The organism is Mucilaginibacter roseus (assembly GCF_021215455.1).
GTDB classification, from domain to species: Bacteria; Bacteroidota; Bacteroidia; order Sphingobacteriales; family Sphingobacteriaceae; genus Mucilaginibacter; species Mucilaginibacter roseus.
Window position 1 is genome coordinate 766,338 of record NZ_JAJPWV010000003.1, and the last position, 23,562, is coordinate 789,899.

At 42.5% G+C, this 23,562-nt stretch carries 21 protein-coding genes and 1 tRNA gene; 15 read left to right on the plus strand and 7 right to left on the minus strand.

The window, feature by feature from the left end; genetic code table 11:
• Window positions 1–13 precede the first annotated feature (13 nt).
• The 3 genes from LT679_RS12650 (at window position 14) to trhO (ending at window position 3,981) form a co-directional block, all read left to right on the plus strand.
• Window positions 14–2,503 carry a DUF5686 and carboxypeptidase regulatory-like domain-containing protein gene (locus tag LT679_RS12650; protein ID WP_232177959.1) on the plus strand — a complete coding sequence of 830 codons (2,490 nt, stop codon included), beginning with the start codon at window positions 14–16 and terminating at the stop codon, window positions 2,501–2,503.
• A 47-nt stretch (window positions 2,504–2,550) separates the two neighbouring features.
• Window positions 2,551–2,919: a hypothetical protein gene (locus LT679_RS12655; RefSeq protein WP_232177960.1), complete on the plus strand. Its 369-nt coding sequence runs from the start codon at window positions 2,551–2,553 to the stop codon at window positions 2,917–2,919.
• Window positions 2,920–3,018: 99 nt separating this feature from the next.
• Window positions 3,019–3,981 carry an oxygen-dependent tRNA uridine(34) hydroxylase TrhO gene (trhO, locus tag LT679_RS12660; RefSeq protein WP_232177961.1) on the plus strand — a complete coding sequence of 321 codons (963 nt, stop codon included), beginning with the start codon at window positions 3,019–3,021 and terminating at the stop codon, window positions 3,979–3,981.
• A gap of 166 nt (window positions 3,982–4,147) precedes the next feature.
• Here the strand turns inward: trhO and hpt are convergent, their stop codons facing one another.
• Window positions 4,148–4,684, minus strand: a complete 537-nt coding sequence (hpt, locus tag LT679_RS12665) for a hypoxanthine phosphoribosyltransferase (protein WP_232177962.1) — start codon at window positions 4,682–4,684, stop codon at window positions 4,148–4,150.
• Between the two features lie 216 nt (window positions 4,685–4,900).
• Here hpt and LT679_RS12670 point away from each other — a divergent pair, with 216 nt between their 5' ends.
• Window positions 4,901–6,127 carry a M16 family metallopeptidase gene (locus LT679_RS12670; protein WP_232177963.1) on the plus strand — a complete coding sequence of 409 codons (1,227 nt, stop codon included), beginning with the start codon at window positions 4,901–4,903 and terminating at the stop codon, window positions 6,125–6,127.
• A 23-nt stretch (window positions 6,128–6,150) separates the two neighbouring features.
• On the plus strand, window positions 6,151–6,723 hold the full coding sequence (gene def / locus LT679_RS12675; protein ID WP_232177964.1) for a peptide deformylase: 573 nt from the start codon (window positions 6,151–6,153) through the stop codon (window positions 6,721–6,723).
• Between the two features lie 109 nt (window positions 6,724–6,832).
• Here def and mfd read toward each other — a convergent pair whose 3' ends face one another.
• Complete coding sequence (gene mfd / locus LT679_RS12680) at window positions 6,833–10,186, minus strand: transcription-repair coupling factor (protein WP_232177965.1); 3,354 nt, start codon at window positions 10,184–10,186, stop codon at window positions 6,833–6,835.
• A 157-nt stretch (window positions 10,187–10,343) separates the two neighbouring features.
• Here mfd and LT679_RS12685 point away from each other — a divergent pair, with 157 nt between their 5' ends.
• Both LT679_RS12685 and LT679_RS12690 read left to right on the plus strand, forming a co-directional pair.
• Window positions 10,344–10,751, plus strand: a complete 408-nt coding sequence (locus LT679_RS12685) for a DUF4199 domain-containing protein (protein WP_232177966.1) — start codon at window positions 10,344–10,346, stop codon at window positions 10,749–10,751.
• Window positions 10,752–10,860: 109 nt separating this feature from the next.
• Window positions 10,861–11,040 carry a DUF2752 domain-containing protein gene (locus LT679_RS12690; protein ID WP_232178073.1) on the plus strand — a complete coding sequence of 60 codons (180 nt, stop codon included), beginning with the start codon at window positions 10,861–10,863 and terminating at the stop codon, window positions 11,038–11,040.
• On the opposite strand, the gene LT679_RS12695 is transcribed toward LT679_RS12690, so the two are convergent.
• The 4 genes from LT679_RS12695 to LT679_RS12710 form a co-directional block, all read right to left on the minus strand.
• A complete protein-coding gene (locus LT679_RS12695) occupies window positions 11,037–12,359 on the minus strand; it encodes an ABC1 kinase family protein (RefSeq protein ID WP_232177967.1) in 1,323 nt (440 codons plus the stop codon). The two genes, LT679_RS12690 and LT679_RS12695, sit on opposite strands and share 4 nt — an antisense overlap.
• Before the next feature lie 43 nt (window positions 12,360–12,402).
• Window positions 12,403–13,056, minus strand: coding sequence for a TetR family transcriptional regulator C-terminal domain-containing protein (locus LT679_RS12700; protein WP_232177968.1), 654 nt, complete (start codon window positions 13,054–13,056; stop codon window positions 12,403–12,405).
• A gap of 224 nt (window positions 13,057–13,280) precedes the next feature.
• Window positions 13,281–13,354: transfer RNA gene (locus LT679_RS12705), tRNA-Ala, on the minus strand.
• A gap of 115 nt (window positions 13,355–13,469) precedes the next feature.
• A complete protein-coding gene (locus LT679_RS12710) occupies window positions 13,470–14,549 on the minus strand; it encodes a serine hydrolase domain-containing protein (RefSeq protein ID WP_262909283.1) in 1,080 nt (359 codons plus the stop codon).
• 298 nt (window positions 14,550–14,847) lie between these two features.
• Here LT679_RS12710 and LT679_RS12715 point away from each other — a divergent pair, with 298 nt between their 5' ends.
• Window positions 14,848–16,296, plus strand: a complete 1,449-nt coding sequence (locus tag LT679_RS12715) for a TonB-dependent receptor (RefSeq protein ID WP_232177970.1) — start codon at window positions 14,848–14,850, stop codon at window positions 16,294–16,296.
• A gap of 724 nt (window positions 16,297–17,020) precedes the next feature.
• Complete coding sequence (locus LT679_RS12720) at window positions 17,021–17,539, plus strand: DinB family protein (RefSeq protein WP_232177971.1); 519 nt, start codon at window positions 17,021–17,023, stop codon at window positions 17,537–17,539.
• Window positions 17,540–17,615: 76 nt separating this feature from the next.
• Here LT679_RS12720 and LT679_RS12725 read toward each other — a convergent pair whose 3' ends face one another.
• Complete coding sequence (locus LT679_RS12725) at window positions 17,616–19,148, minus strand: Do family serine endopeptidase (protein ID WP_232177972.1); 1,533 nt, start codon at window positions 19,146–19,148, stop codon at window positions 17,616–17,618.
• 187 nt (window positions 19,149–19,335) lie between these two features.
• Here LT679_RS12725 and dapF point away from each other — a divergent pair, with 187 nt between their 5' ends.
• The 6 genes from dapF to LT679_RS12755 all read left to right on the plus strand — a co-directional run bounded on the left by dapF (window position 19,336) and on the right by LT679_RS12755 (window position 23,477).
• Entirely contained in the window at window positions 19,336–20,127 is a 792-nt protein-coding gene (gene dapF / locus LT679_RS12730; RefSeq protein WP_232177973.1) for a diaminopimelate epimerase, read from the plus strand.
• Window positions 20,128–20,339: 212 nt separating this feature from the next.
• The gene (locus tag LT679_RS12735; protein ID WP_232177974.1) at window positions 20,340–20,819 is read left to right on the plus strand and encodes a hypothetical protein; all 480 of its coding nucleotides are present in this window, start codon (window positions 20,340–20,342) and stop codon (window positions 20,817–20,819) included.
• 26 nt (window positions 20,820–20,845) lie between these two features.
• Complete coding sequence (locus LT679_RS12740; RefSeq protein ID WP_232177975.1) at window positions 20,846–21,772, plus strand: bestrophin family protein; 927 nt, start codon at window positions 20,846–20,848, stop codon at window positions 21,770–21,772.
• 226 nt (window positions 21,773–21,998) lie between these two features.
• Window positions 21,999–22,538, plus strand: coding sequence for an SRPBCC family protein (locus LT679_RS12745; RefSeq protein WP_232177976.1), 540 nt, complete (start codon window positions 21,999–22,001; stop codon window positions 22,536–22,538).
• Between the two features lie 20 nt (window positions 22,539–22,558).
• Window positions 22,559–23,017: a VOC family protein gene (locus LT679_RS12750; RefSeq protein ID WP_232177977.1), complete on the plus strand. Its 459-nt coding sequence runs from the start codon at window positions 22,559–22,561 to the stop codon at window positions 23,015–23,017.
• 13 nt (window positions 23,018–23,030) lie between these two features.
• On the plus strand, window positions 23,031–23,477 hold the full coding sequence (locus tag LT679_RS12755; RefSeq protein ID WP_232177978.1) for an SRPBCC family protein: 447 nt from the start codon (window positions 23,031–23,033) through the stop codon (window positions 23,475–23,477).
• Window positions 23,478–23,562 lie beyond the last annotated feature (85 nt).

Here is a 23,562-nt window from a genome sequence, read left to right on the forward strand (position 1 = left end):
TGTGAGTAATACTATGAGAAGATACTTACTATTGATTTTAAGCGCGTTAAGCACGTTTGCCGCATTTGCCCAGCAGCAATATGAGCTAATGGGTAAAATAACTGATGTTGACGGCAAGGTAATCCCCTTTACCTCCGTGTACATCCGGAATTCCACCTACGGCACTACAGCCAATGAATTCGGGCGTTACGATTTACGCCTTAGCCCAGGGCAATACAATGTAGTATACCGCTTTGTAGGATATAAGGAAAAGGTGGTAAAAATCACTGTAACCGATAAGGACATTGAAAATAACGTTCAACTGCAGGACGAGATTTTTTTGCTTAATGAAGTCACTGTAACCGGCAAACGATCTGCCGATGCCGATCCGGGTATGGCTATCATGCGCGAAGTGGTCAAAAAACGAAAGTTCTATCTTGAAGAAGTAAAAGGATACTCATGCGCGGTATATATAAAAGGCGTACAAAAATTGTTGAAAGCGCCTAAAAACCTGATGAGTAAGGAAGTTGCCCGGGCACTCGACCTGGACTCGAACGGACGTGGCATTTTATACCAATCCGAATCCCTGTCGCAGTTTAATTATGAAAGGCCCAACAAGGTGCGCGAAATAACCATCGCCTCAAAAGTTGCCGGTCAAAACACTGCCTTTAGCTACAATAAGGCGTCGGATCTACAATTCAACCTGTACGAGAACATTTTTACCATTAACGGATTGAGCGCGCGTGGCTTTGTTACGCCCGTAGCTGACAACGCTTTTGATTTTTATCAGTTTAAATTGATAGGCAGCACCGTATCAAACGGCGAAACAATTGATAAGATACAGATTATACCGCGCCGTAAATACAGCCAGGCATTTCAGGGTAATATTTACATTGTGCACGGTGACTGGCGCATTTACGGTGCTGACCTGATGCTGACCAGCAAGGCCAATATGATCAACCTGATTGATACCTTGCAGATCAGCCAGCAGTTTGTGCCCGTTGAGAATGATAAATGGATGCCAGTTTCGGCACATTTTGACTTTGGTGGTAATGTGTTCGGCTTTCAGTTTGCCGGCTATTACGTTGCCATATATAACAACTACAAGCTCGATCCTACTTTTGAATCCGGCTTTTTTAATGGAGAAATTTTAAAGGTAGATACCGCAGCAAATAAAAAAACCACTGAGTATTGGACCAATACCCGCCCGATACCGCTCACCACGCAAGAGAAGCGAGATTACATCCGGAAAGATAGCGTGTTTGAAATAACGCATTCTGCCGAATATCTCGATTCGATGCAGAAATCGCAGAACCAGTTCAGGCCGGTATCATGGCTTATTTTCCCATACATAGCTACCGATTGGCGCACCAAGCGTTCGGTACGCATTGAGCCATTTTATAAAACCATTTTTTACAATACGGTTGAGGGTTGGGGTATTGATTTCAGGCCTACGTTTAGCAGGCAGTTTACTAACCTGAGCAATATTACCGTTCAACCTACGCTGCACTACGGTTTTTCGAGCAAAATGCTTAGCGCGAATGTTAAAGCCAGCTATTTGTATGACCAGTTTAACAACGCGAAAATTTATACCAGCTTCGGCTCGGACGTGCTCGACCTTAACAATGTAGGCACGCGCTCCCTGTTCTTTAATACAGTGAGCTCGCTTATTTACGAAAACAACTACGTAAAATATTACCGCTCAAAATTTGGCGAGGTTGGCTACCAGCGTGAGTTGGCGGCAGGTATATTATGGAACGCCAGCTTAGGCTACTCTAACCGCAGGCAATTATACAACACCTCGTTCAATCATATTTTTGATTCAAAGAATAAAGACTATCGGTCAAATAACCCGTTGGCACCGGTTACCGCGCCACCGGATGATCGCTCATTTCTGTTTCCGGATCACAATGCGCTTACTTTTAAAACCTCGGTTGAATTTACCTTCAACCCGCGTTACCTCAACCGTCCGGATGGCAAATACTATGTTAAATCAAAATACCCTACGCTTATATTCAACTATCGCAAGGGGATAAATAACGTATTGGGATCTGATGTAGATTATGATTTCGCATCGGTTGATCTTTCGCAGGACGAGATTACTATGGGACTGTACGGCCGTTCATCATACAAAATAACCGCGGGTACCTTTTTAAACCGTAATACTTTGTATTTTATGGACTATAATCACTTCTTAGGTAACGTGGGTACTACGTTTGATCCTACTTATGTGGGTAGCTTCCATTTCCTGCCATTCTATGAGTTCAGTACCGACAGGTCTTTCCTCGAGGCGCACTACTTCCATAATTTTTCGGGCGTGCTGTTCAACAAGATCGGCTTTTTACGGGGCCTTAAGCTTGAAGAAGTAGTGGGTGCTAATTACCTGAACGCGAATAACCGCCGCAATTATTACGAGCTATATGTGGGTATTAAAAAGCTGTTCTTCCGTGTTGATTACGGTATATCATTCGCCGGCAATCAAAAATATGTGCAGGGTATCAGGCTTTATTACGGCATCAGGTAACAATTGCAAAGCGCTATGCGTCTAACTATAAATCAACACGTAATAGCATGAAAAAATTAACACTTATTTTAGCTTTAGGCCTTGCCTTAGCAATATCATCATGTAACTTTAATAGGGAGACCCGCACAGAAGTACGTTCAGAAAACCACACTGAAACGTTGAGCACTTCCGGTACAATCGTTTTAGATAAGACAAAAACTAAAATTGCGCATATGGAACCAGAAAGCTTTTTATCATACGAGGTGGACGGCGACAAAATAGCGGTATCGACCATGAAAAGTTCTACGATGACTTATGAAGTTGATGGCGAAGATGTTGACAAACTTACCAAAGAACATGATATAAAGCTATTTAATCAGGCTATTAAAGCTTTTGCAAAACAGCAGGAAAGCAAAGCGGCAGAAGCAAAGCGATAATTGTACTGCTGTGGTTTAAAATCAGCTATTTACAGATTAAACGATATTAAGTATCTTTGCGGTTCATTTAACACCGTTTGCAGCGGTATCAATGTATTTATGGCAAAGTATAATACCCTACTGTACTATTGTTACACAACAATAGCTGATGCGGAGCAGTATGCCGCAGATCACCTTAAATTTTGTAAAGAACTTGGGCTAACCGGTCGCATAATTGTGGCTGATGAAGGGCTTAATGGCACTGTTTCCGGTACGGTTGAAGCCTGCCAGGCTTATATGGATGCCATTAAAGCCGATGGCCGCTTCGGCTCACTGGAGTTTAAGATTGACGAGGTTGACGAGCCTTCGTTTGTAAAAATGCACGTTCGGTACAAGTCAGAGATCGTGCACTCGGGCCTGCGCGATCCGCACATCATCAACCCGCAGCAACAAACCGGTAAACATTTGGAACCGGTTGAGTTTATGGAGATGAAGGATAGAGATGATGTGGTGATATTGGACGTACGCTCAAATTACGAACATTCCTTAGGCAAATTCAAGAACGCTGTTACGCTGGATATTGATAATTTCCGCGATTTTCCGGCAATGATCAACGAATTGGCGCAGTACAAGGATAAAAAGATATTAACCTATTGCACCGGCGGTATCAAATGCGAAAAAGCATCGGCCTTGTTATTACATGAAGGCTTTACTGATGTTTACCAGTTGCATGGCGGTATCATTAAATACGGCAAAGAAGCCGGAGGGAAAGATTTTGAAGGCAAATGTTACGTGTTCGATAATCGCTTATCCGTCGATGTAAATAGCGTAAACCCGGAGGTTATCTCAAAATGTTATAACTGCGGTACTATTACCGATAAAATGATTAATTGCGCAAACCCTGAATGTAATGAGCACTTTACCCAGTGCGATGCCTGCGGCACCAAAATGGACGGTTGCTGCAGCGATGCCTGTATGAGCCACCCGCGTAAGCGTACTTACGATGGCACGGGCTACTACGTAAAAGTACCGCAACCTGTAAACGTAAAAAAAACAAAGCTGCAACCAGCTACGGAAATATAAACCAAAAGAGCCTGCATTTTGCAGGCTCTTTTGGTTTATAAAATGTTTCTTAGTCATTCCCAACGTTAATAAGGAATTTGTACTCGTTTATCGCCGAACGGCAGATTTCTCCTCGTACCTCGTCGAAATGACAATTACTATTTTAAGTTCTTCCTGTAGGGGATTTTTATACCTTCCTGTAAATCTCTTTTAAATTACGGCCTAACTCCTGGTAATCCAGTCCGTAGCCTATAACAAAGTCGTTTTCAATTTCAAAGCCCACATATTTCAGCTCATCTATTTTATGATCGAGGGCAGCGGGCTTAAGCAGCAGTGTGCATACCGTAACTGATTTTGGTTTGCGTACTGCAAGTTTATCCAGCAAATAGTGCAGGGTATTACCGCTTTCTACAATATCCTCAATCAATATTACATCGCGGCCTTCTATATCAACGCTCAGGTCGATATCCTCGCGTACCTTTCGTGTGCTTGATGTACCGCCGTAATATGATGCCAGCTTAGTAAAAGTAACTTCGCAAGGTATGGTTATCTGCTTAATCAGGTCGGCTATAAATATAAAGCTACCGTTAAGCACACCAACTATAATTGGCGTTGTGTGTTTAAAATCAACATTAAGCTGAGCGCCTATTACTCTAACACGTTTTTCTATCTCATCAGCGGCAACAAACGGTTCAAATTCAAGGTCGGCTATCTTAATATTCATGTCAGTTTTAATGTGAGTATTTTAAACGCTTTGCAACGGCCTGGGGTATGGCTCACTATGCAAAGTAATTTTTACGACTAATGTAGTACAAAACAAACAAAAAACCGCAAATAATTATAATTGGCAGCCGGTTAACCTTAATTTAAGGTACATCTTTTCACCCTACATAACGCTGACAATGTTTGCGTTAATTAACCCTATCTTTGCGCACTTAATATGGATTATCAGCTACATACGTTGCCAAACGGCATACGCATATTATTTAAACACGCGCCATTCGCCGTTACGCATTGCTGCTTTCTGATCAATGCCGGCTCGCGCGATGAAGCGGCTGGCAAAGATGGCCTCGCTCATTTTATAGAGCACTTGGTGTTTAAAGAAACTGAACGGCGAAATACCTCACAAATATTAAACCGGCTCGAGCTTGTAGGCGCCGACCTGAATGCTTATACTACTAAGGAATATACCTGCATACACGCCTCGTTTTTACAGGAACACCTGGAGCGGGCTGCCGACCTGTTTGAGGATATATTATTCCACAGCACCTTCCCACAGGATGAATTGGAGAAGGAGCGGGGCGTTATTCAGGATGAGATAGCTTCCTATCTCGATCAGCCGGAAGAAGCCATACAGGATGACTTTGAAGGTATGTTATTCAGCGATCATCCGCTGGGCAATAACATATTGGGCACCGCCGAAACCGTTGAGCGATTAAACGGGGATGACATCCGCCAATTTATTAAAGCCAATTACGCTACCGATGAAATGGTGTTTGGTGTTTTCGGCAATTATGATTTTAAAAAGGTAGTTAAGCTTGCCGAAAAATATTTTGCCCCAGTACCGGCTAATTATAGTAAAAAACAACGGCTGGCGCCGGCAGCTAATTCGTCTGCCTACATCATCCAGCAAAAGCCCATTACACAAACGCATTGCGTTATAGGCACGCAAGCCTATTCATCGGCGCATGCTGATAAATATGGGTTACTACTGGCTAACAACGTGCTTGGGGGCATGGGTATGAGCAGCAGGCTCAACCTGGAGATACGCGAGAAGCATGGCATTGCCTACACCATCGAGTCTAATTACACATCGCTAACCGACACCGGTATGTTTTCGATTTACTTTGGTACAGATGCTGAAAAAGCGGCCAAGGCCACCAAGTTAATACTGCGGGAGCTGAAAAAGATGCGCGATAATAAATTGGGCACCCTGCAATTCCATCAGGCAAAACAGAAGTTCATAGGGCAGATTGCCTTGGCTGAAGAAAGCCGTATGAGCCTGATCATATCCATGGCTAAAAGCCTGCTCGATTTTGGCCATGCCGATAGTTTGGACGAGGTTTTCGCCAAAGTAAACGCTGTAACAGCCGACCAGGTATTGCGGATTTGCAACGAGGTATTTGATAATAACCGCCTGATGACGTTGGTATTTGAACCTAAATAAATTTTTTCACGTATTTTTGCACCATGAAGTATCCTATTATCGCATACGGCGATCCTGTTTTACGTAAAAAAGCTACAGCTATTGAGCCCGACGAATATCCGCATATAAAAGAACTGGTTAATGATATGTTTGAAACCATGTACAATGCGCGCGGCGTTGGGTTGGCTGCCCCGCAGATTGGCCTTTCAATGCGCTTGTTTGTGGTTGATGCTACGCCGTTTGATGATGAGGAGCCGGAGCTGGCCAACTTTAAAAAAGCATTCATCAATGCACAAATTATTGATGAAACAGGCGAGGAATGGGGCTTCAACGAGGGCTGCCTGAGCATACCCGACGTGAGAGAGGATGTTTACCGTAAGCCTACCATCAAAATATCATATTATGATGAGAACTGGAAACACCATGAAGATACCATTTCGGGTATGGCCGCGCGCATTATTCAGCATGAGTACGACCACATTGAGGGTAAGCTATTTACTGATAAATTAAGCCCCCTGCGTAAACGCCTGATCGAAAAACGCCTGGGTGATATTTCCAAAGGCGCAGTTAAGGTTGATTACAGAATGAAATTCCCGAACGCTAAAAAAGGGAGATAGTTTCTGGAGAATAGTAATTGGTAATTGGTGAATTAAGCACCCCTCACTACATACAACAATAAAAGCAGCTTTAGGGCTGCTTTTATTGTTTATAACCTATCAAATTGAATTATACTTCTACAGCGCCGGCGATTTCACTCAACAACTCCACCGCTTCATCAATAGTACTTACGCTATCAATGCTTAAACGCAGGGTATTCTTAACTTCTTTAAGGTTGGTACGGCGCGGGTTGCCCTGCACAAATGTAAGTACCCGCCTGAATGCGTCTGTTTCAAAATATGGAGACTGCTGGTTGGTGATAAAGTAGCCGCGCAGCACATTCTTTTTAAGCGATATTTTTTCAAAACCGATTGATTTACCCAGCCATTGCAGGCGCATGGTATTCAGCAGGTCATTTACCTGCGGCGGCACAGGCCCAAAACGGTCGTGAAGCTGTTGCTTAAATGCCGTCAGTTCGGTTTCATTCTCCAGTTTCGATAGCTCAGTATACAAGTTGTAGCGTTCCGAAAGGTTGGTTACATACTCATTCGGTATCAATATCTCCTGGTCGGTATCTATTTGGGTAAACGATATAAAGGCACGCGGCTTATCATCCGGAAATACTTCTTTAAACTCGTCATCCTTCAATTCCTGTATAGCCTCATCCAATATCTTATGATACATTTCAAAGCCAATTTCGGCTATAAAACCGCTTTGTTCGGCACCCAGCAAATTACCGCTGCCGCGAATATCCAAATCACGCATGGCTACGTTGAAACCGCTGCCCAGATCGCTAAACTCTTCAATCGCGCTCAGGCGTTTGCGGGCCTCGGTTGTAAGTGTTGAAAGCGGTGGACTCAGCAAATAGCAATACGCCTTTTTGTTGCTTCTACCAACACGGCCGCGCATCTGGTGCAAATCGCTTAGGCCGAACATGTGGGCGTGGTTGATAATGATGGTGTTGGCGTTAGGTATATCTAAGCCGGCCTCAATTATGGTAGTGGCCACCAATACATCGTACTCGGCGTTCACAAACTTCATCATCACATCTTCCAGCGCATCGCCATCCAACTGTCCGTGGGCTATACCAATACGTGCCTGTGGTACCAGTTTACGTATCAGGCCACCAAGCTGCGGTAAGTCGCTCACCCGGTTATGAATGAAGAAGACCTGCCCGCCTCGTGCCAGTTCAAACTCAACAGCCTCTTTTATCAGCTTATCGTTAAACACATGCAGTTCGGTAACCACCGGCTGGCGGTTAGGTGGCGGGGTTGATATGATCGATAAATCTCTCGCGCCCATCAATGAGAAGTGCAGCGTGCGTGGTATAGGCGTAGCGGTTAAGGTAAGCGTATCCACATTAGCGCGCATTTGCTTTAGCTTCTCTTTGGTTGATACGCCGAACTTCTGCTCTTCGTCGATGATCATCAGGCCCAGATCCTTGAACTTAACATCTTTGCTCACCAAACGGTGGGTGCCGATAATGATGTCAACCTTGCCTTCTTTTAGCTTCTCCAATGTATCCTTGATCTGTTTACTGCTCTTAAAGCGGTTAACATAATCAATGTTGCATGGGAAGCCTTTAAGGCGATCGCTGAATGTTTTGTAATGCTGCGCCGCTAAAATGGTAGTCGGCACCAATATGGCCACCTGCTTACTATCGGCTACGGCCTTGAATGCCGCACGTACGGCTACCTCTGTTTTACCAAAGCCCACATCACCGCAAATCAGGCGATCCATCGGGTGAGGCGACTCCATATCCTTTTTGAAATCAAGCGTTGCCTTTTCCTGGTCAGGCGTGTCCTCGTATAAAAACGAAGCTTCCAACTCTGTTTGCAGGTAGCTGTCAGGAGAGAATGCGTTACCCGTTTGCGATTTGCGCACAGCATATAGCTTGATCAGATCGCGGGCTATGTCCTTAACTTTTTTTTTTGTGGTTTTCTTCAACCGCTCCCAGGTATCAGTACCCAGCTTATTCATTTTAGGTTGATGCCCCTCTTTACCGCTATATTTAGAGATACGGTTAAGTGAGTTGATGTTCACATACAGCAAATCGTTGTCGGCATAAATCAGCCTGATCATCTCCTGCGTTTTGCCATTTACCTCTACCTTTTCCAAACCGGCGTATTTACCAATGCCATGATCGATATGGGTAACGTAATCGCCTGATTTCAGCTCCCGCAGATCTTTTAAAGTAATGGCTTGCGAGCGTTGGTAGCTTTTTTTGAGCTTGTATTTATAATAACGGTCAAATATTTGGTGATCGGTGTAACAGGCTATGTGCTGTTCGTAATCAACAAAGCCTTCGCGCAGTGCTATATTTATCGGTGTGAACTTAATGGTTTTGTCCAGGTCGTCCAATATGGCGTAAAGGCGCTCTATCTGTTTTGGCGAATCCGTAACAATAAAGTTCTCTATCTTATCAGCTTCATTGTTTTTAAGGTTGTGGATCAGCAGACTGAAATCCTTGTTAAATGATGGCTGCGGGCGCATTTCAAAATGTAACTGCTCATCAGCCTCATAAAAAAACTGTTTACCAAACTCAATTACGGCAAAATCGCGCAGCTGGTCGGCAATCATTTTTTCATCAGTAAAACTGAATTTCGGGTCTATCCACTCCGGGTTTTGCTGCTTTTCATCAGCTGATAAAGCCTTCCATAACTCGGTAGCTTTTTTATGGCCAGTTTTAATAATGTCTAACGTAAACTGTACATCCTTCATCCAAACCTGCGTATCGGGCTCAACATACTCAAGCAGCGATATATTATTTTCGGTAAGGAATTTTGATTGTACGTTCGGTACGATGGTAATGCTCTTAACCTGCTCGGCCGATAACTGGCTCTCAATTTCAAACGTCCGGATGGACTCAACGTAATCACCAAAAAACTCCGCCCGGTAAGGCAGGTTATGCGAGAACGAAAATATGTCAACTATACCACCCCGCACCGAAAACTGGCCCGGCTCATAAACAAAATCAACCCGCTCAAAATCGTACTCTACTAAAAACTCGATGATGAAATCAATACTCAGGCTGCTGCCTACGCTCATCTCGAGCGTATTTTTTTCAAGTGCCGAGCGGTCTATCACCTTTTCAGCCAAAGCCTCGGGGTAGGTAACAATCAGGCGGCCATACTCCGAAGAATGATTAAGCTCATTTAAAACCTCGGCGCGCGCCAGCACATTGCTGCTGTCGGGCTGGGTAAATTCAAATGGTTTGCGGTATGATGACGGGAAAAGAAGCACCTCTTTACCGGTTAGGCTCTCCAGGTCGGCCTGAAAGTATGCCGCATCTTCGCGCTCGGGTAGCACAAATATCATGTGCTTGTGCTGCAAAAAGTACAAAGCTACCGCAATAGCGGCATCACCTGAGCCAACCAAACCGCGCAGCTGTACACTCGGGTTTTTTTTTGCGTTTAGCGCTGATGCTAATGCCGTTACCCTTTTATCAGCCTTGTAACGTTCTAAAATTTCACGTATATCCAAAATTGCCGCAAATATACTTAAAAGTGCCTTTTTTATTTAGCATAACCCAAATTGTGACATAAAGTTCAAACAAAAGCAGCTTTAATGCGCTTTATTATCTGCATGGTGCTATAAGTACCGGCAGTACAGTTTAACCTAACTTTTATAATTTATAACGATGAAAAACGCATTACTATCCGGAGTGGTTATTGGTATATTCAGCGGCCTTTGGTTATTTATCATGTACAAAACCGGTTACAATCTCGAAGATTCAAAGGCATCACCGTTTGAATATATTTCGGCATTAATTCCGATCATAGGTCTGCTGATAGCTATCAAGGATTACCGCGACAATTACCTTAACGGCAACATGGGCTTTTTAGAAGCCTTGGTACAAAGCTTCAAAATATTAATTTTTGGTGGCATTTTAGCTGTATTTGCAGCTATTGTATTCATCAACTATGTATCGAGCGGCAATAACTTCGAAGAGTTTTCTGGCCGCATGTTTGGCGCTTTACTGGTTGGTGTAATAAGTGCATTTGGTGTATCTTTATTATACGCAACCAAGTCCGAAAAAATTGATTAAAAAACTGTTCGCAAAATATTTTGAACTAACTTTTTGGTTGGCGGCTATTATAGCACTCGCGCTTACTGATCCGGCCGCCGAAACACATTTTAGTTTATGCCCGTTAAAAATGGCGGGCATAGGCTGGTGCCCGGGCTGCGGCCTGGGCCATTCTATTTCCTGGCTTTTCAGAGGGAATTTAAACAACTCATTTCAGGCTCATTGGTTAGGTATACCTGCTTTAGCCATCATTTCGTGGCGAATAGTTATCTTAATCAAGGGCAAAACAAATCCAATAAGCTTTAATTAATATTCAAGCACTACGTGAGGTTTATACGTATCAGTACGTACCTCGGCTTTCAGCTCATGTAAAATATTGTACAGGCCAAAATTAGTGCGGTTTACATAAATGAAGTGTTTTACGCCGCGGGGCTGTTTAAACTCCGGCATCTTGGAAATTTTTTCACCAAACTGATACAGGCTATCAAAGAATGCTGTTTGCCCAAAATCAAAAGTGCTGTTAATATAGGGCATAGCAAACAGGCTGATCATCTCCTTATAAGCATTATAATAAAACTCAATTTGCGCCGGGCTATCATTGGCATGTATCATATCCAGCATACGGAATGCCTTTATCGTTTCCTCTTTATTACTCAACAAATCGGTTGAAGTAAGGGAGAAGAAAGGGGTATAAAAATCTTCGGGCATCTCTTTAATGCAACCGAAATCAATAACTCCCAATTTACCTTCAGGGGTGATCAAGAAGTTACCCGGATGCGGGTCGGCATGTACGGCTCGCAGCTCATGCTGCTGAAAATTGTAAAAATCCCAAAGCGCCTGCCCAATTTGATTCCGCAATTCTTGAGATGGATTAGTAGCCAGAAATTCGCGCAGATGTTTACCCTCAAGCCAATCCATCGTTATAATACGCTTGCTGGATAGTTCGGGGTAATAAGAAGGGAATATTACATTGTTTAAAATAGCACATGCGGTTGAAAACTCGATGGAGCGGCGTACTTCCAGTTCATAGTCGGTTTCTTCAAGCAGGCGATCTTCAACCTCGCGCATATAAATATCCAGTTCTCGCTCGTTCATTCCCAACAGGCGAAAGGCAAAGGGTTTAACCAGTTTCAGGTCTGACGATATACTGTTGCCGACACCCGGATACTGAATTTTTACAGCCAGCTTTTTACCATTTAATTCTGCCTGGTGCACTTGCCCGATGGACGCGGCGTTAGTAGAACGCAGGTTAAACTTATCATAAATTTGGTCGGGCGTTTTGCCAAAATACTTACGGAACGTTTGCACAATAAGCGGCCCCGAAAGTGGCGGTGCATTGTATTGCGACTGCGAAAACTTATCCACGTAAGCCTGCGGCAACAGGTTTTTATCCATACTGAGCATTTGCGCAACCTTTAACGCGCTGCCCTTAAGCTCGCTCAATGATTGATAGATGTCGGCCGCATTATCCTGGTCAAGCTCTGTTTTATCCATATCCGGATTAAACAGTTTTTTTGAATAGTGCTTAACGTAATTACCGCCTATTTTTAGCCCGGTTTTTACAAACTTGGCCGAACGTTGTACTTTGCTGGTGGGTATGCTGTTTTGTTCTTTTGGTGTTTCGCTCATAATCATCGTGCCCTTTAACGGGCTCTGCCTTCACTGTTGCGGGTTATAAACCTACTTTCTCTTTAATATTGCTGTTGTTGTATAAAAATTTGCCGTACTCCAACAGGTTATCAATAGGTGTACGCTCAAACAAATCAAAAGTAACGTTCACGCCTTTTTCAATCGCCTCGTCGGTCTTTTCAAACCCGGCCGAATTGTCTTTTATCCAAAAATTCAGCACAAAGCCAAACTGCATCCAAAGGCCATCCTTGTAGCGTTTTGCAAAGAATTTGCGGTCAGAAAGTTCTCCGCTTTCCAGGCCCTGCTTCAAAATACTTTCAGCAAAGCTTTCAAAAACAACCTTGAGCTGGTCAAGCACCACCGGCGAACCCAAAGTACGGGCGTGGCTGTTCAGGCTGTAAACAGCAAAACTCCGGCGCCCCTTTAATAGCTCAAAAAATGCGTAGAAAAATGACAGTGCTTTTTCGCGCGCGCTGTATTGAATCCAAACCTCCTGCGCTTCAATTTCGGTAAGCGTTTTGTTGGCCATATCGGCCCATATGCTTTGCTCCACACACTCAAAAGACCCGAAGAAACGATAAAATTCTTCCTCTGTCATTTCGTTCTGCTTCGCAAAAATGTAAACAGACTTAGGCTTAGTTCCCTCGGTCAGCACATAATCAATATACGTGTTTTGTATGCTCTCAACTGTTGCCATAATATTGTTTTTTACCTTAAGATAGACTTGCTTCGGCTTTATTAACGATTTCTTTAGAAAAGTATTACCATATATACTGATTTATAACACTATAGGTTTTATGAAAAAACCTATTCTTACAATATAATGGCAAAGGAAAGTTAATTTGGAGCCAGAACCTCGCAGAATATATAAATATATCGATTAAACGAAAAAGCCACCTTTAAAGGTGGCTTTTTCGTTAGTGGAGAATATCGGAGTCGAACCGATGACCTCTTGCATGCCATGCAAGCGCTCTAGCCAGCTGAGCTAATCCCCCGTTTGGTTGGGCTGCAAATATAGGAGTTCGTTGTCAACTTAAAAAGAAAATAATTAAAAGCGGTATTTATTTTCACTACAATGGTTTTCTTCTACCTCATCTGCACCAATACTTTTCAATTAACTAATACCAGCTTGGCAATTTCACGCGTTACATTTGTAGGTGAATTGCAGTCGCAATTACTTAGCCCAAGTACATAGATCTCTTTATCGGGGATATATACCCCCATGGATTTAAAGCCGAAGATACTGCCGCCATGTTCACGACTCGGCGTTGTACCTATAGTTTTGATATGCCAGCCGTACCCATATTCAAACTTCTCGCCATTATTTAATGTATAAGTACTGAAAGCTTTTTTTCTTTCAGCCGCATCAATCAAAATATTCGTATTAAGTGCATTCTGCCAATTAAGCATATCGTCAAGGGTCGACATTAACGAACCGGACGAAAAGGGTACGCTAAAACTGATTACTGTTCTGTTAACATACCCATATGGCTTTTTGTGATAGCCATAAGCCCTGCCCGGAATAACCCTTCTATCGCTCGCATAATATGAATGCTTCATACCCACCTTTTCAAAGATGTTTTTGGCAATAAAATCCTCATAGGTTTCGCCGGATACGAGTTCAATTATATAGCCCAATAATACATAACCAGAGTTGTTATACTCAAACTTTTCGCCGGGCGCGAAATCTACAGGTTCATTTTTAAAAAAGTCGATCATCATTTTGGGCGTCATCTCTTTTTGGGCAATGTCTGGTAGCGTGTTCATTTTGGTAAAATCCTTAATACCGGATGTATGGGTGAGTAAGTGATGTATGGTGATCTTATCTCCGGCCGGATAATCAGCCATAAATTTTGATAACGGGTCATTTACGCTTAGTTTGCCCTGCTGCTCAAGCATCAATATCGCTATTGCGGTGAATTGTTTGGTCATTGAGCCAAGTTCAAAGACGTTTTTCGTTTGCATATCAACATTAAGTTCCAGGTTGGCTTTGCCGAATGCTTTTAAATAGACAACCTTTCCCTTTTTAGCAACCATAAATCCCCCTCCCGGGCCATTGCGTTCATTAAACACCGTTTTTATAACACTATCAATTTTGTTGTCCAGCTTTTGGGCAGACAGTTTGCTGATCGAAAAACAAAAACTAAGAATAATAAGGATTAAGATTTTTGAGCTATTGAATTGAAACATGATTAAGATTTAGGCCTGTGACGCGTATATTTTTAACATGGTTACATATTTAGATACCATCAGTAATAAAAACCTTAATACTTTTTCGCTGTACTTAATTGGTATTAGAATTCCGTTAGGATTGCTTGTTAGCGGATGCCCCTTGCAGAACATTTGTTATAATTGCACCAACGTAGTTAAGTCTGGTAACAAGGTTTGTAGCTTGTTTAGTTGATTTTTGTACGATTCATAATTTAGTTAGGTAATTAGCCGGTCAGGAAAGATTTTTAAAGCAGCTGTTTAACACAAAGTATTAATTATGAAAAACAATTATATATCAACTAAGCAGAAGGCGCTGGCCATCAACCTTGATCCGCAGATATATGGATCATTTGCGGAGATAGGCGCCGGGCAGGATATAGCAGCTCATTTTTTTAAGGCGGGCGGGGCAGCAGGTACCATAGCCAAAACCATGTCTGCCTATGACATGACCTTTTCTGACGCGATATACGGCACGCAACAAATTAAGCGGTATGTAAGCCGCCAAAGGCTGGTTGCCATGCTCGACCATGAGTATCAGCTCCTGATAGAAAGGCTTGCCGAACTGCGCGGAAACAGCACTACTTTCTTTGCACTTTCGGGCACTTTTTCGGCCCTGAACTATCATAAAACCAACGAAGGCCACGGCTGGATCGGCGTGCGCTTTCAAACCGTACCTAACGGCCCGTCGCACGAGGTTATATTACACATTAAACTGCTGGACAATGACAATGTACTACAACAGCAGGCAGTAGGCGTTTTAGGGGTAAACCTGTTATATGCCTGTTTTTATCACAGGCAATCACCCGAGGATTTTCTGCTATCGCTGATGCATGATCTTAACACCGGGCGTATACAGATCGATATGATCCATTTTGAAGGACCCGATTTTGAGAAGATCGATAACCGTTTGATGAGCCTTTACCTGGTGAAGTACGGTTTCTCAGACGCGGCGCTCTTCGGACCTAATGGAAAAAACCAACAACCTTCAGAAATACTATACAAAAAACATATAGTAGTAGTACGCGGCAGGTTCAGGCCGCTGATCAACGTTCATGTAGAAATGCTTGAACGCGGTTTACAGCAGTTTACACAGGAGCCTGATATAGATAAAGATAACATCGTGGTGCTTTCGGAGCTTACATTGAAATCTCTTAAAGAAAGAGATGACGATGAAACCGGGCTGATTGATGAGAAAGACTTTTTGGACCGGGTGGACATACTCTGCAGTATGGGTCAAACAGTAATGATATCTAACTTTCATGAGTATTATAAATTAGCCGCCTATCTGTCAGGTATAACCAAACTAAAAATTGGTATTGTGCTGGGTTATCCTAATCTCGAGTACATTTTCTCTGAAGATCATTACACCAATTTGCCGGGCGGTATATTAGAATCCTTTTCTACCCTGTTCAGCCGCAAGGTGAAACTATATGTTTATCCTACCTTACGAGATGTTGAAATACTGAACGTAGGCAAATTCACCTTACCTCCAAAATTGATTGACTTGTTAGAATACCTGGTTGCAAATGATAAAATTGAGGATATCCGCGACTTTAATGCAGTTAATCTGCAAATAGTGTCAGACAATGTGCTGAACCTTATTAAGCATAACAAGCCCGGATGGGAAGAATATGTACCTGAAAAGGTAACTTCTATAATAAAAGAACGCAGGCTCTTTAATTATAACCCTGACGTACAAGATCAGGACGGGCAATTGGCGCAATAATATAAATTACTTTGCTGGCCTGTCTTTCACAAACTTCTCTGAACACGCTTTTTAATGCGGTTGAGCGCGCAGGCGTTAATGCTTTTCACTGATACACCTCTTCCCCAAATTTTCCTCTAATTTATCGGCTTTGCTAAACAAAAAAGGCTTAAAAAAAGTAAAGCCTCCTGATGGGCAGGAGGCCTTTACTAACCAATTATAAACCTAAATTATGAGAAGACTATTTTGTGTTGTTGTTTCAACGGTGTAAAGATAACACTAAGTTTAATTTCGTGCAAATATTTTTTAAAAAAATTTTAAATATAAATACACCAAATTATGCATATCGCAAACATCTTACACAATCGTTGTTAATGTCATAAAAAACACGCAAAAACACGCAAAAAAATCAATATTGTATGGTGTACAATAAAAATTTAATTGTTTTAACTGATTTACGCCTGCTAAAATGTTTTTGTTGTTTTATATGTATTTAAAACATTTAAAAACCGAAAAAAATTGTGTTTAACCATTTATTTTTTCAAAAAAACAATAGAAAATTATTCAAAAAACCGTCAACCAATTTCAGCAAAGCGTTTGTATGGCGCGCAGGTTTCCGATCAAATAAGCGACGTGTTTTTAGATTTTGTAACGAAGAAAATCTTTTTTAATTTTTGTTATTGCTGTTGACATAGGGCTGTCATTACCGGGTGGTTACTTTGAATTAAATTTAAAAACAACCATCATGAAAATTATCCCGATGTTATTAAAAGAAATGGCCGAAGAGGCCGTAACTACCCGTAAAATGTTAAGCATTGTTCCTGAAGATAAATTAGACTGGCAGCCACACCCCAAGAGCATGACGTTGCGCCAGCTAACAAGCCATATAGGTGAATTGCCAGCCTGGGTAACAATGGTGCTTAACACCAATGAACTCGACTTTGCTACAAGTGGTTACACCGAGCATAATTGCCCAAGTGCTGCGGCCGCTGCCGAATTTTTTGAGCAAAACTATGCAAGCGCCAAAGAAAGATTGGAGAATGCGACCGAAGAGGAGCTTTTGCCTGATTGGACGCTACGTAATGGTGAGATTGTATATGTTACCTGCACCCGCGCCGAAATGATACGCACTACTTTTTGCCAGCTGGTACATCATCGTGCGCAGTTGGGCGTGTTTTTAAGATTGTTAGATGTGCCGATACCTGGTAGCTACGGTCCAAGTGCTGATGAATTGCAGAATTTCACAGCAGAACCTGCTCATTAAAGTATTCTCAAATCGCCATAAAAGCAAAACGCCCGACAGTGACGCCGGGCGTTTTGCAAACTAATAATCAAATATATTATTGTACCTGGAACATGTTGTTAAAGCTTGTTCCGTCTGGATAAACACCTGTTATGATCAGGTTGCCATTACGCAGGTTGGTTATGGCTTTATCAATATCAGCAACGCTGTTTATTGGCTGTTTATTGATATTTGTAATAATTGAACCTACCGGTATCTCGGTTTCATAGAACAAGCGGCCCGGACGAACCTGTGTTACCACAACACCGTTGTTTACACGGAATTTGGCTTTTTGCTCTTTGGTAAGCGGCTGAAAGCTGGCACCAAGTTTATTGAATAGCTCTTCTGCTGATTTTGATACTGCTGCTGATTTTGGAGCTGCTGCTTCACCCTTTAGGGTCACAGTCAGGTTTTTCTCGCTGCCATCGCGCAATACGGTAATGTTAATTTTATCACCGGGTTGTAAACGGCCTACACGTTCTTGTAAGTCTGACGACTCGTAAACCGGATTGCCTTCAACCTTAGTGATGATATCACCTTTGCGAACACCCGCCGCTTCTGCGCCACCGCCATCAACCAGTTCACTTACATACAAACCGGTGTTACGGCTAATGCCAAGGTCTTTAGCGGCATCATCATTAAGCTCTCTAAAGCTAACGCCAATGTAACCGCGTTTTACAGAGCCAAATTGTTTAATATCATTCAATACTTTTTTAGCCAGGTTGATCGGGATGGCGAAGCCATAACCTTCGTACGAGCCTGTATGTGAAGCAATAGCTGCGTTTATACCAATCAGCTCGCCTTTTGTATTTACCAGCGCACCACCACTGTTTCCAGGGTTAATAGCGGCATCAGTTTGGATGAATGATTCAATTGCCTTGTTAAGCCTTGGCTGCTGTGATTGGCGCTGGCGCATGCCAAAAGGACTGCTGTCTTCATCATTATTCTCGCTGCCGATAATGCCTATGTTACGGCCTTTGGCACTAACAATACCGGCGGTTACGGTAGAGTTAAGGTTAAAAGGATTACCTACAGCTAATACCCACTCTCCAACTTTAGCATCGTCAGAGTTACCTAATTTAACTATCGGCAAATCATTACCGCTGATTTTGATCAGGGCAAGGTCAGTGCTTGGATCGGTACCTACAACTTTAGCCTGGAAAGTACGGTGGTCATTCAGGTTAACGGTGATCTTATCCGCTTTTTCAACCACGTGGTTATTGGTTACAATGTAACCGTCAGGCGAAATAATTACACCAGAGCCTGATGCCTGCTGCGGACCACGGGGGCGCATACGCTGGCCAAAAAAATCACCGAACATATCATCAAACGGGCTGCTGCCGCCATTGCCTTGTTGCGATGAATATGTGGTACGTATATAAACTACAGCAGGGGTAACAGTTGCGGCGGCCTGGGTAAAATCAACCGAACCGGCTGATGATACGGTTACCGGGTTATTTGTAAAATATACCTTCTGGCGTTCCTCAAAGGTCATGTTATCGGCATACTTCTTCTCGAAGATTTTGTAGGTGCCTAACGCCATTGCACCGCCAGCAAAGGCGGTTAATAATGTTAAACCAACTTTTTTCATGTTATTATTGATAATTTTTTGTTTACTGGGTTTGATTACAATGTTCAAATATAATACCATATAGACGGTAAGAACAATGAGATGTTATAAGCATTTATGTTAAAAAGTGTTAAACCTGATTTAACGGCGCTATGACAGCTTTTTAAATATTATATGGTAATATTACAACATATTAATACGTACCGTTGTGAAACTTCATTTTTATAAATACCAGGGTGCCGGCAACGATTTCATTTTGGTTGATAACAGGCAACTTGCTGTAAATCATAACAATCCGGAACTACTTGCACGTTTGTGCGACAGGCGTTTTGGCATTGGCGCTGATGGAATTATGTTTTTGCAGAATGCCGATGGCTATGATTTTGAGATGGTGTATTATAACGCCGACGGTAACCCAAGCAGTATGTGTGGTAACGGGGGCAGATGTATAGTCGCTTTCGCACGCCATTTAAACGTGATTGGCAACGAGACGGAATTTGTGGCAGTTGATGGACCGCATTATGCCAAAATTTCAGCCGAAGGCAACTGGGTAAGCTTACAAATGATTAATGTTGACGTGGTAGAACGGGATGGAGAAGCCTATGTGCTCAACACGGGGTCTCCACATTATGTAACCTTGGCTCAGAATCTTGAGAGCAAAGACGTTTACAACGACGGCTCAGCCATTCGCAATAACAATACATATAAAACAAACGGTATTAATGTAAACTTTGTGGAGGCTCTTGCAGAGAACAACGGTTACTTTGTGCGCACCTTCGAGCGCGGCGTTGAAGACGAAACCTTTGCCTGTGGCACCGGCGTTACAGCTGTAGCATTGGCAATGGCCAGTCAAAATAATCAAACAGGAAGCATTACTACACCTATAAAGGTATTGGGCGGCGATCTGAACATACGTTTCAATTACGACGGCGAGCGCTATACCGAAATATTTTTAGAAGGCCCTGCCGAGCGTGTGTTTGAGGGTTATATTGAAATATAAGCAAAGCGCTCTAACAATTCTCTAATAAAAATCCATTCAATTGTTGTAATTATTAGAATAATGAGTATAAGTCAAGCGATTTATTATAAACCTAAACGCAAATTGTTGTATATTCTAATAATATTCTAATTAAAGCCTTATCACACTCTAATACCTGCCCGGTAATATTGCATAGGTAAAATAACTAAGGTTTAATATTAACAATTACACCTATGCAAACCATACTCATTCCAACAGATTTTAATACGGAAGCCCTGAAGGCTGTACCGCTTGTTTGTGAGCAAATGAAAGGCGAACCGCTCAACTTCATTTTTATGCACATGTTTAAGCTATCAGATTCGATTACCGATTTGCTGATGCTGTCAAGAAGAAGCCGGGAGTACGAGCAGGTTAGCGACGCTTTTTATAACGGTTGTACTGCCTTAAAAAAAGAGTATCCGCAAATAGGCGCTATAAAGGTGGAATTTTTGTATGGTAGCACGTTAAGCATGTTTAAAGCTTTTTTAGAAGCGAACGCGGTAAACCAGGTGCTTGATCTTAAACATTGTTATGCCGGTAAAATCAACAAAGCCAGTATTGACCCGGCCATCTTGATACAAAAAAGCGGCTTACCGGTATTACCTATAAAACCACATCGTGCTGAGGCAATAGGCCAAACGCACCCAATGGAACCGGTTATGGCTGAAATATGATTTATTGATCATTAAAAAGTTAAGCAATGTTATTACAAGAAAATATACCCGTTAAGTACATCTTCGGCAAAATACGTGTCGAGGTGATGCTGGTTACTATATATGCGCTGTTAATAGCACTGTTGTATAAAAACTTTCATTTTACGCGTATATCAATACCTATCGCGGTACCTACATTGCTGGGCACGGTTATTTCGCTGTTGCTGGCATTTAAATCAAACCAGGCGTATGATCGCTGGTGGGAAGCACGCACGCTTTGGGGTGCTATAGTTAATGATTCACGTACACTTACACGCCAGTTGTTCACTTACATTGATACGCATTACGGCAAATTAGAAGAAATAGCTTTTTGCGAACGTATGGCCAAACGTCAAATCGCCTGGTGCTATGTGCTCAGTCGCCAGTTGCGCGGGCACGACCCGATGCCCGGAATGGATAAATGGCTGTGTAAAGAGGATTTTGAGTATATACAAGGCTACAGCAATAAAGCGGTTGCCCTGCTTGAATTGCACGGCGCCGATTTACGCCATGCCTATAAATTAGGTTGGATCAATGAATTTCAGCAAATAGAGATGGATGCCACATTAACACGATTCTCCAACCACATGGGTGGCTGCGAACGTATTAAGAACACGGTATTCCCATCAACCTATAAGGTGTATATACACTTTGCGTTGATCCTTTTTGTTGCGTTGCTACCCTTTGGCCTGATAGAGTTTTTTGGGTTGGTAGAAATACCTATGGTTATAGCAATAGCCAGTTCCTTTTTCCTGATCGAAAAAATGGCCATTCACCTGCAGGATCCGTTCGAGAACAAACCAACTGATACGCCGACAACGGCCATATCAGGTACTATAGAGCGCGATATATTACAAATGCTCAAACAATATTATAAAGAAGATAAACCGGCTGAAGAACCAGCCTCAAAAGATAAGGTGTTCTATATTTTGTAGAAAGTGCGGTGGTGTGGCCTTTCTTACCAAAATGCACCTTCGGGCATCGTTTTAAACGATGCCCTTTTTTGTGTCCTGCCCGCCCCCTTTAATTGCCTCTTTCACCCCTCAAACGCAAACGTTTATTCAGCTACTTTTGGTAAATCAACTCAATTTATTAGCCATTACGGGTAATTGCCATCCGCTCGTAATACATTATATTTGAGTTGATTAAACTAAAACAACCATGAAGATCTTAAAAATTATTTTGCTTTCATTGCTCACTATCGTAGCGGTTGCACTGATCATTGCACTATTTGTAAACGGCAATTATTCCATCAAGCGCTCAATCGTTATTAATAAACCCAAAACGGAGGTGTTCAGTTACATCAAATACTTAAAAAACCAAAATGAATACAGTAAATGGGCTCGTATGGATCCGGGGATGAAGGTGGAATTCCGTGGTACAGATGGTCAACCGGGCTTTATTTCTGCCTGGGATAGCGAACGCGACAGTGTGGGCAAAGGCGAGCAGGAAATTAAAAAGGTTGACGAGGGCAAGCGCGTGGATTACGAAATACGCTTTATAGAACCAATGGAGGCTGTTGCCCCGGCCTACATGATTACTGATAGCATCGCTCCGGCACAGACCAAGGTAACCTGGGGGTTTGAAGAGCATGTTCCATACCCGTTTAACATTATGTGCCTGTTTTTTGATGTAGAGCAGATGATAGGAAACGACTTACAGGCCGGCCTTGGTAACCTGAAAGGTAAACTGGAAAACTAATTATACAAAACCAACCCATTATGAAATCAGCAAATCCATACTTAAACTTTAACGGTAATACCGAAGAAGCTTTTAACTTTTACAGATCAGTTTTTGGCGGCGAATTTATAGCATTGATGCGCTTTGGCGACGGGGCAGATGCCGGTAACGGATGTGCCGATATGTCCGGAGAGCCGCAAAACCCACCGCCCGCTAATACCAAGGACATGATTATGCACATTGCCCTACCGTTAGGAAATAATATACTGATGGGCACTGACGCCCCTGAAGCGATGGGCTTTAAACTGGTTACGGGCAATAACACTTATATCTCTATTAACACGGATAGCAAAGAAGAAACCGATAACATATTTGAAAAACTATCTGCGGGTGGAAAGGTGCAAATGCAGCCGGAACAGATGTTTTGGGGCGATTACTATTGTTCATTTACCGACAAATTTGGCATTCAATGGATGCTGAGCTATAATCCAAACCATTAAATAAACCACTATCATGAAAAACGTACCTATTGTAAAGCAAGTAGAAATAGCCGCATCGCCCGAGAAAGTTTGGCGGGTACTATTTAATAACGAATTGAACCGGCAATGGCTAAGTTATTTTTCGGCCGGCACTTTTGCCGAAACCGATTGGCGCGAAGGTAGCCGCGTAACCTTTGCAGACGGCAGTAATAACGGCATAACCGGTTTTATTTTGGTAGGGAAACCGCATACTGAAGTGGTAATTGAATATGACGGCTTCATTTTAAACGGTGTAACGGATACCACAAGCGAGGATGCGCAGAACTACAAAGGAGCTAAGGAAAGTTACTTGTTAACCGAAAACAACGGGCATACAGTGCTGGCCATATCTTCAGATATGGGCGAGGAACATTTCGATCAAATGTCGGCGGCATGGGATGAAGCGTTATTAAAGATTAAGTCGATGGCTGAAAGTTTATAGGATCTTGATTTTATCAATTAAACCAATTCGGTTTCGATCAGTCTATGATTATAGCTGTCAACTAAAGGCGTCTGTTATAAACCAA

What these genes read in the sequence shown, in the direction of transcription:
- LT679_RS12650 (WP_232177959.1), top strand. Translation starts at nt 14, where the DNA reads ATGAGAAGATACTTACTATTGATTTTAAGCGCGTTAAGCACGTTTGCC.
- LT679_RS12655 (WP_232177960.1), top strand. Translation starts at nt 2,551, where the DNA reads ATGAAAAAATTAACACTTATTTTAGCTTTAGGCCTTGCCTTAGCAATA.
- trhO (WP_232177961.1), top strand. Translation starts at nt 3,019, where the DNA reads ATGGCAAAGTATAATACCCTACTGTACTATTGTTACACAACAATAGCT.
- hpt (WP_232177962.1), bottom strand. Translation starts at nt 4,684, where the DNA reads ATGAATATTAAGATAGCCGACCTTGAATTTGAACCGTTTGTTGCCGCT.
- LT679_RS12670 (WP_232177963.1), top strand. Translation starts at nt 4,901, where the DNA reads ATGGATTATCAGCTACATACGTTGCCAAACGGCATACGCATATTATTT.
- def (WP_232177964.1), top strand. Translation starts at nt 6,151, where the DNA reads ATGAAGTATCCTATTATCGCATACGGCGATCCTGTTTTACGTAAAAAA.
- LT679_RS12685 (WP_232177966.1), top strand. Translation starts at nt 10,344, where the DNA reads ATGAAAAACGCATTACTATCCGGAGTGGTTATTGGTATATTCAGCGGC.
- LT679_RS12690 (WP_232178073.1), top strand. Translation starts at nt 10,861, where the DNA reads ATGGCGGGCATAGGCTGGTGCCCGGGCTGCGGCCTGGGCCATTCTATT.
- LT679_RS12695 (WP_232177967.1), bottom strand. Translation starts at nt 12,359, where the DNA reads ATGAGCGAAACACCAAAAGAACAAAACAGCATACCCACCAGCAAAGTA.
- LT679_RS12700 (WP_232177968.1), bottom strand. Translation starts at nt 13,056, where the DNA reads ATGGCAACAGTTGAGAGCATACAAAACACGTATATTGATTATGTGCTG.
- LT679_RS12710 (WP_262909283.1), bottom strand. Translation starts at nt 14,549, where the DNA reads ATGTTTCAATTCAATAGCTCAAAAATCTTAATCCTTATTATTCTTAGT.
- LT679_RS12715 (WP_232177970.1), top strand. Translation starts at nt 14,848, where the DNA reads ATGAAAAACAATTATATATCAACTAAGCAGAAGGCGCTGGCCATCAAC.
- LT679_RS12720 (WP_232177971.1), top strand. Translation starts at nt 17,021, where the DNA reads ATGAAAATTATCCCGATGTTATTAAAAGAAATGGCCGAAGAGGCCGTA.
- LT679_RS12725 (WP_232177972.1), bottom strand. Translation starts at nt 19,148, where the DNA reads ATGAAAAAAGTTGGTTTAACATTATTAACCGCCTTTGCTGGCGGTGCA.
- LT679_RS12735 (WP_232177974.1), top strand. Translation starts at nt 20,340, where the DNA reads ATGCAAACCATACTCATTCCAACAGATTTTAATACGGAAGCCCTGAAG.
- LT679_RS12740 (WP_232177975.1), top strand. Translation starts at nt 20,846, where the DNA reads ATGTTATTACAAGAAAATATACCCGTTAAGTACATCTTCGGCAAAATA.
- LT679_RS12745 (WP_232177976.1), top strand. Translation starts at nt 21,999, where the DNA reads ATGAAGATCTTAAAAATTATTTTGCTTTCATTGCTCACTATCGTAGCG.
- LT679_RS12750 (WP_232177977.1), top strand. Translation starts at nt 22,559, where the DNA reads ATGAAATCAGCAAATCCATACTTAAACTTTAACGGTAATACCGAAGAA.
- LT679_RS12755 (WP_232177978.1), top strand. Translation starts at nt 23,031, where the DNA reads ATGAAAAACGTACCTATTGTAAAGCAAGTAGAAATAGCCGCATCGCCC.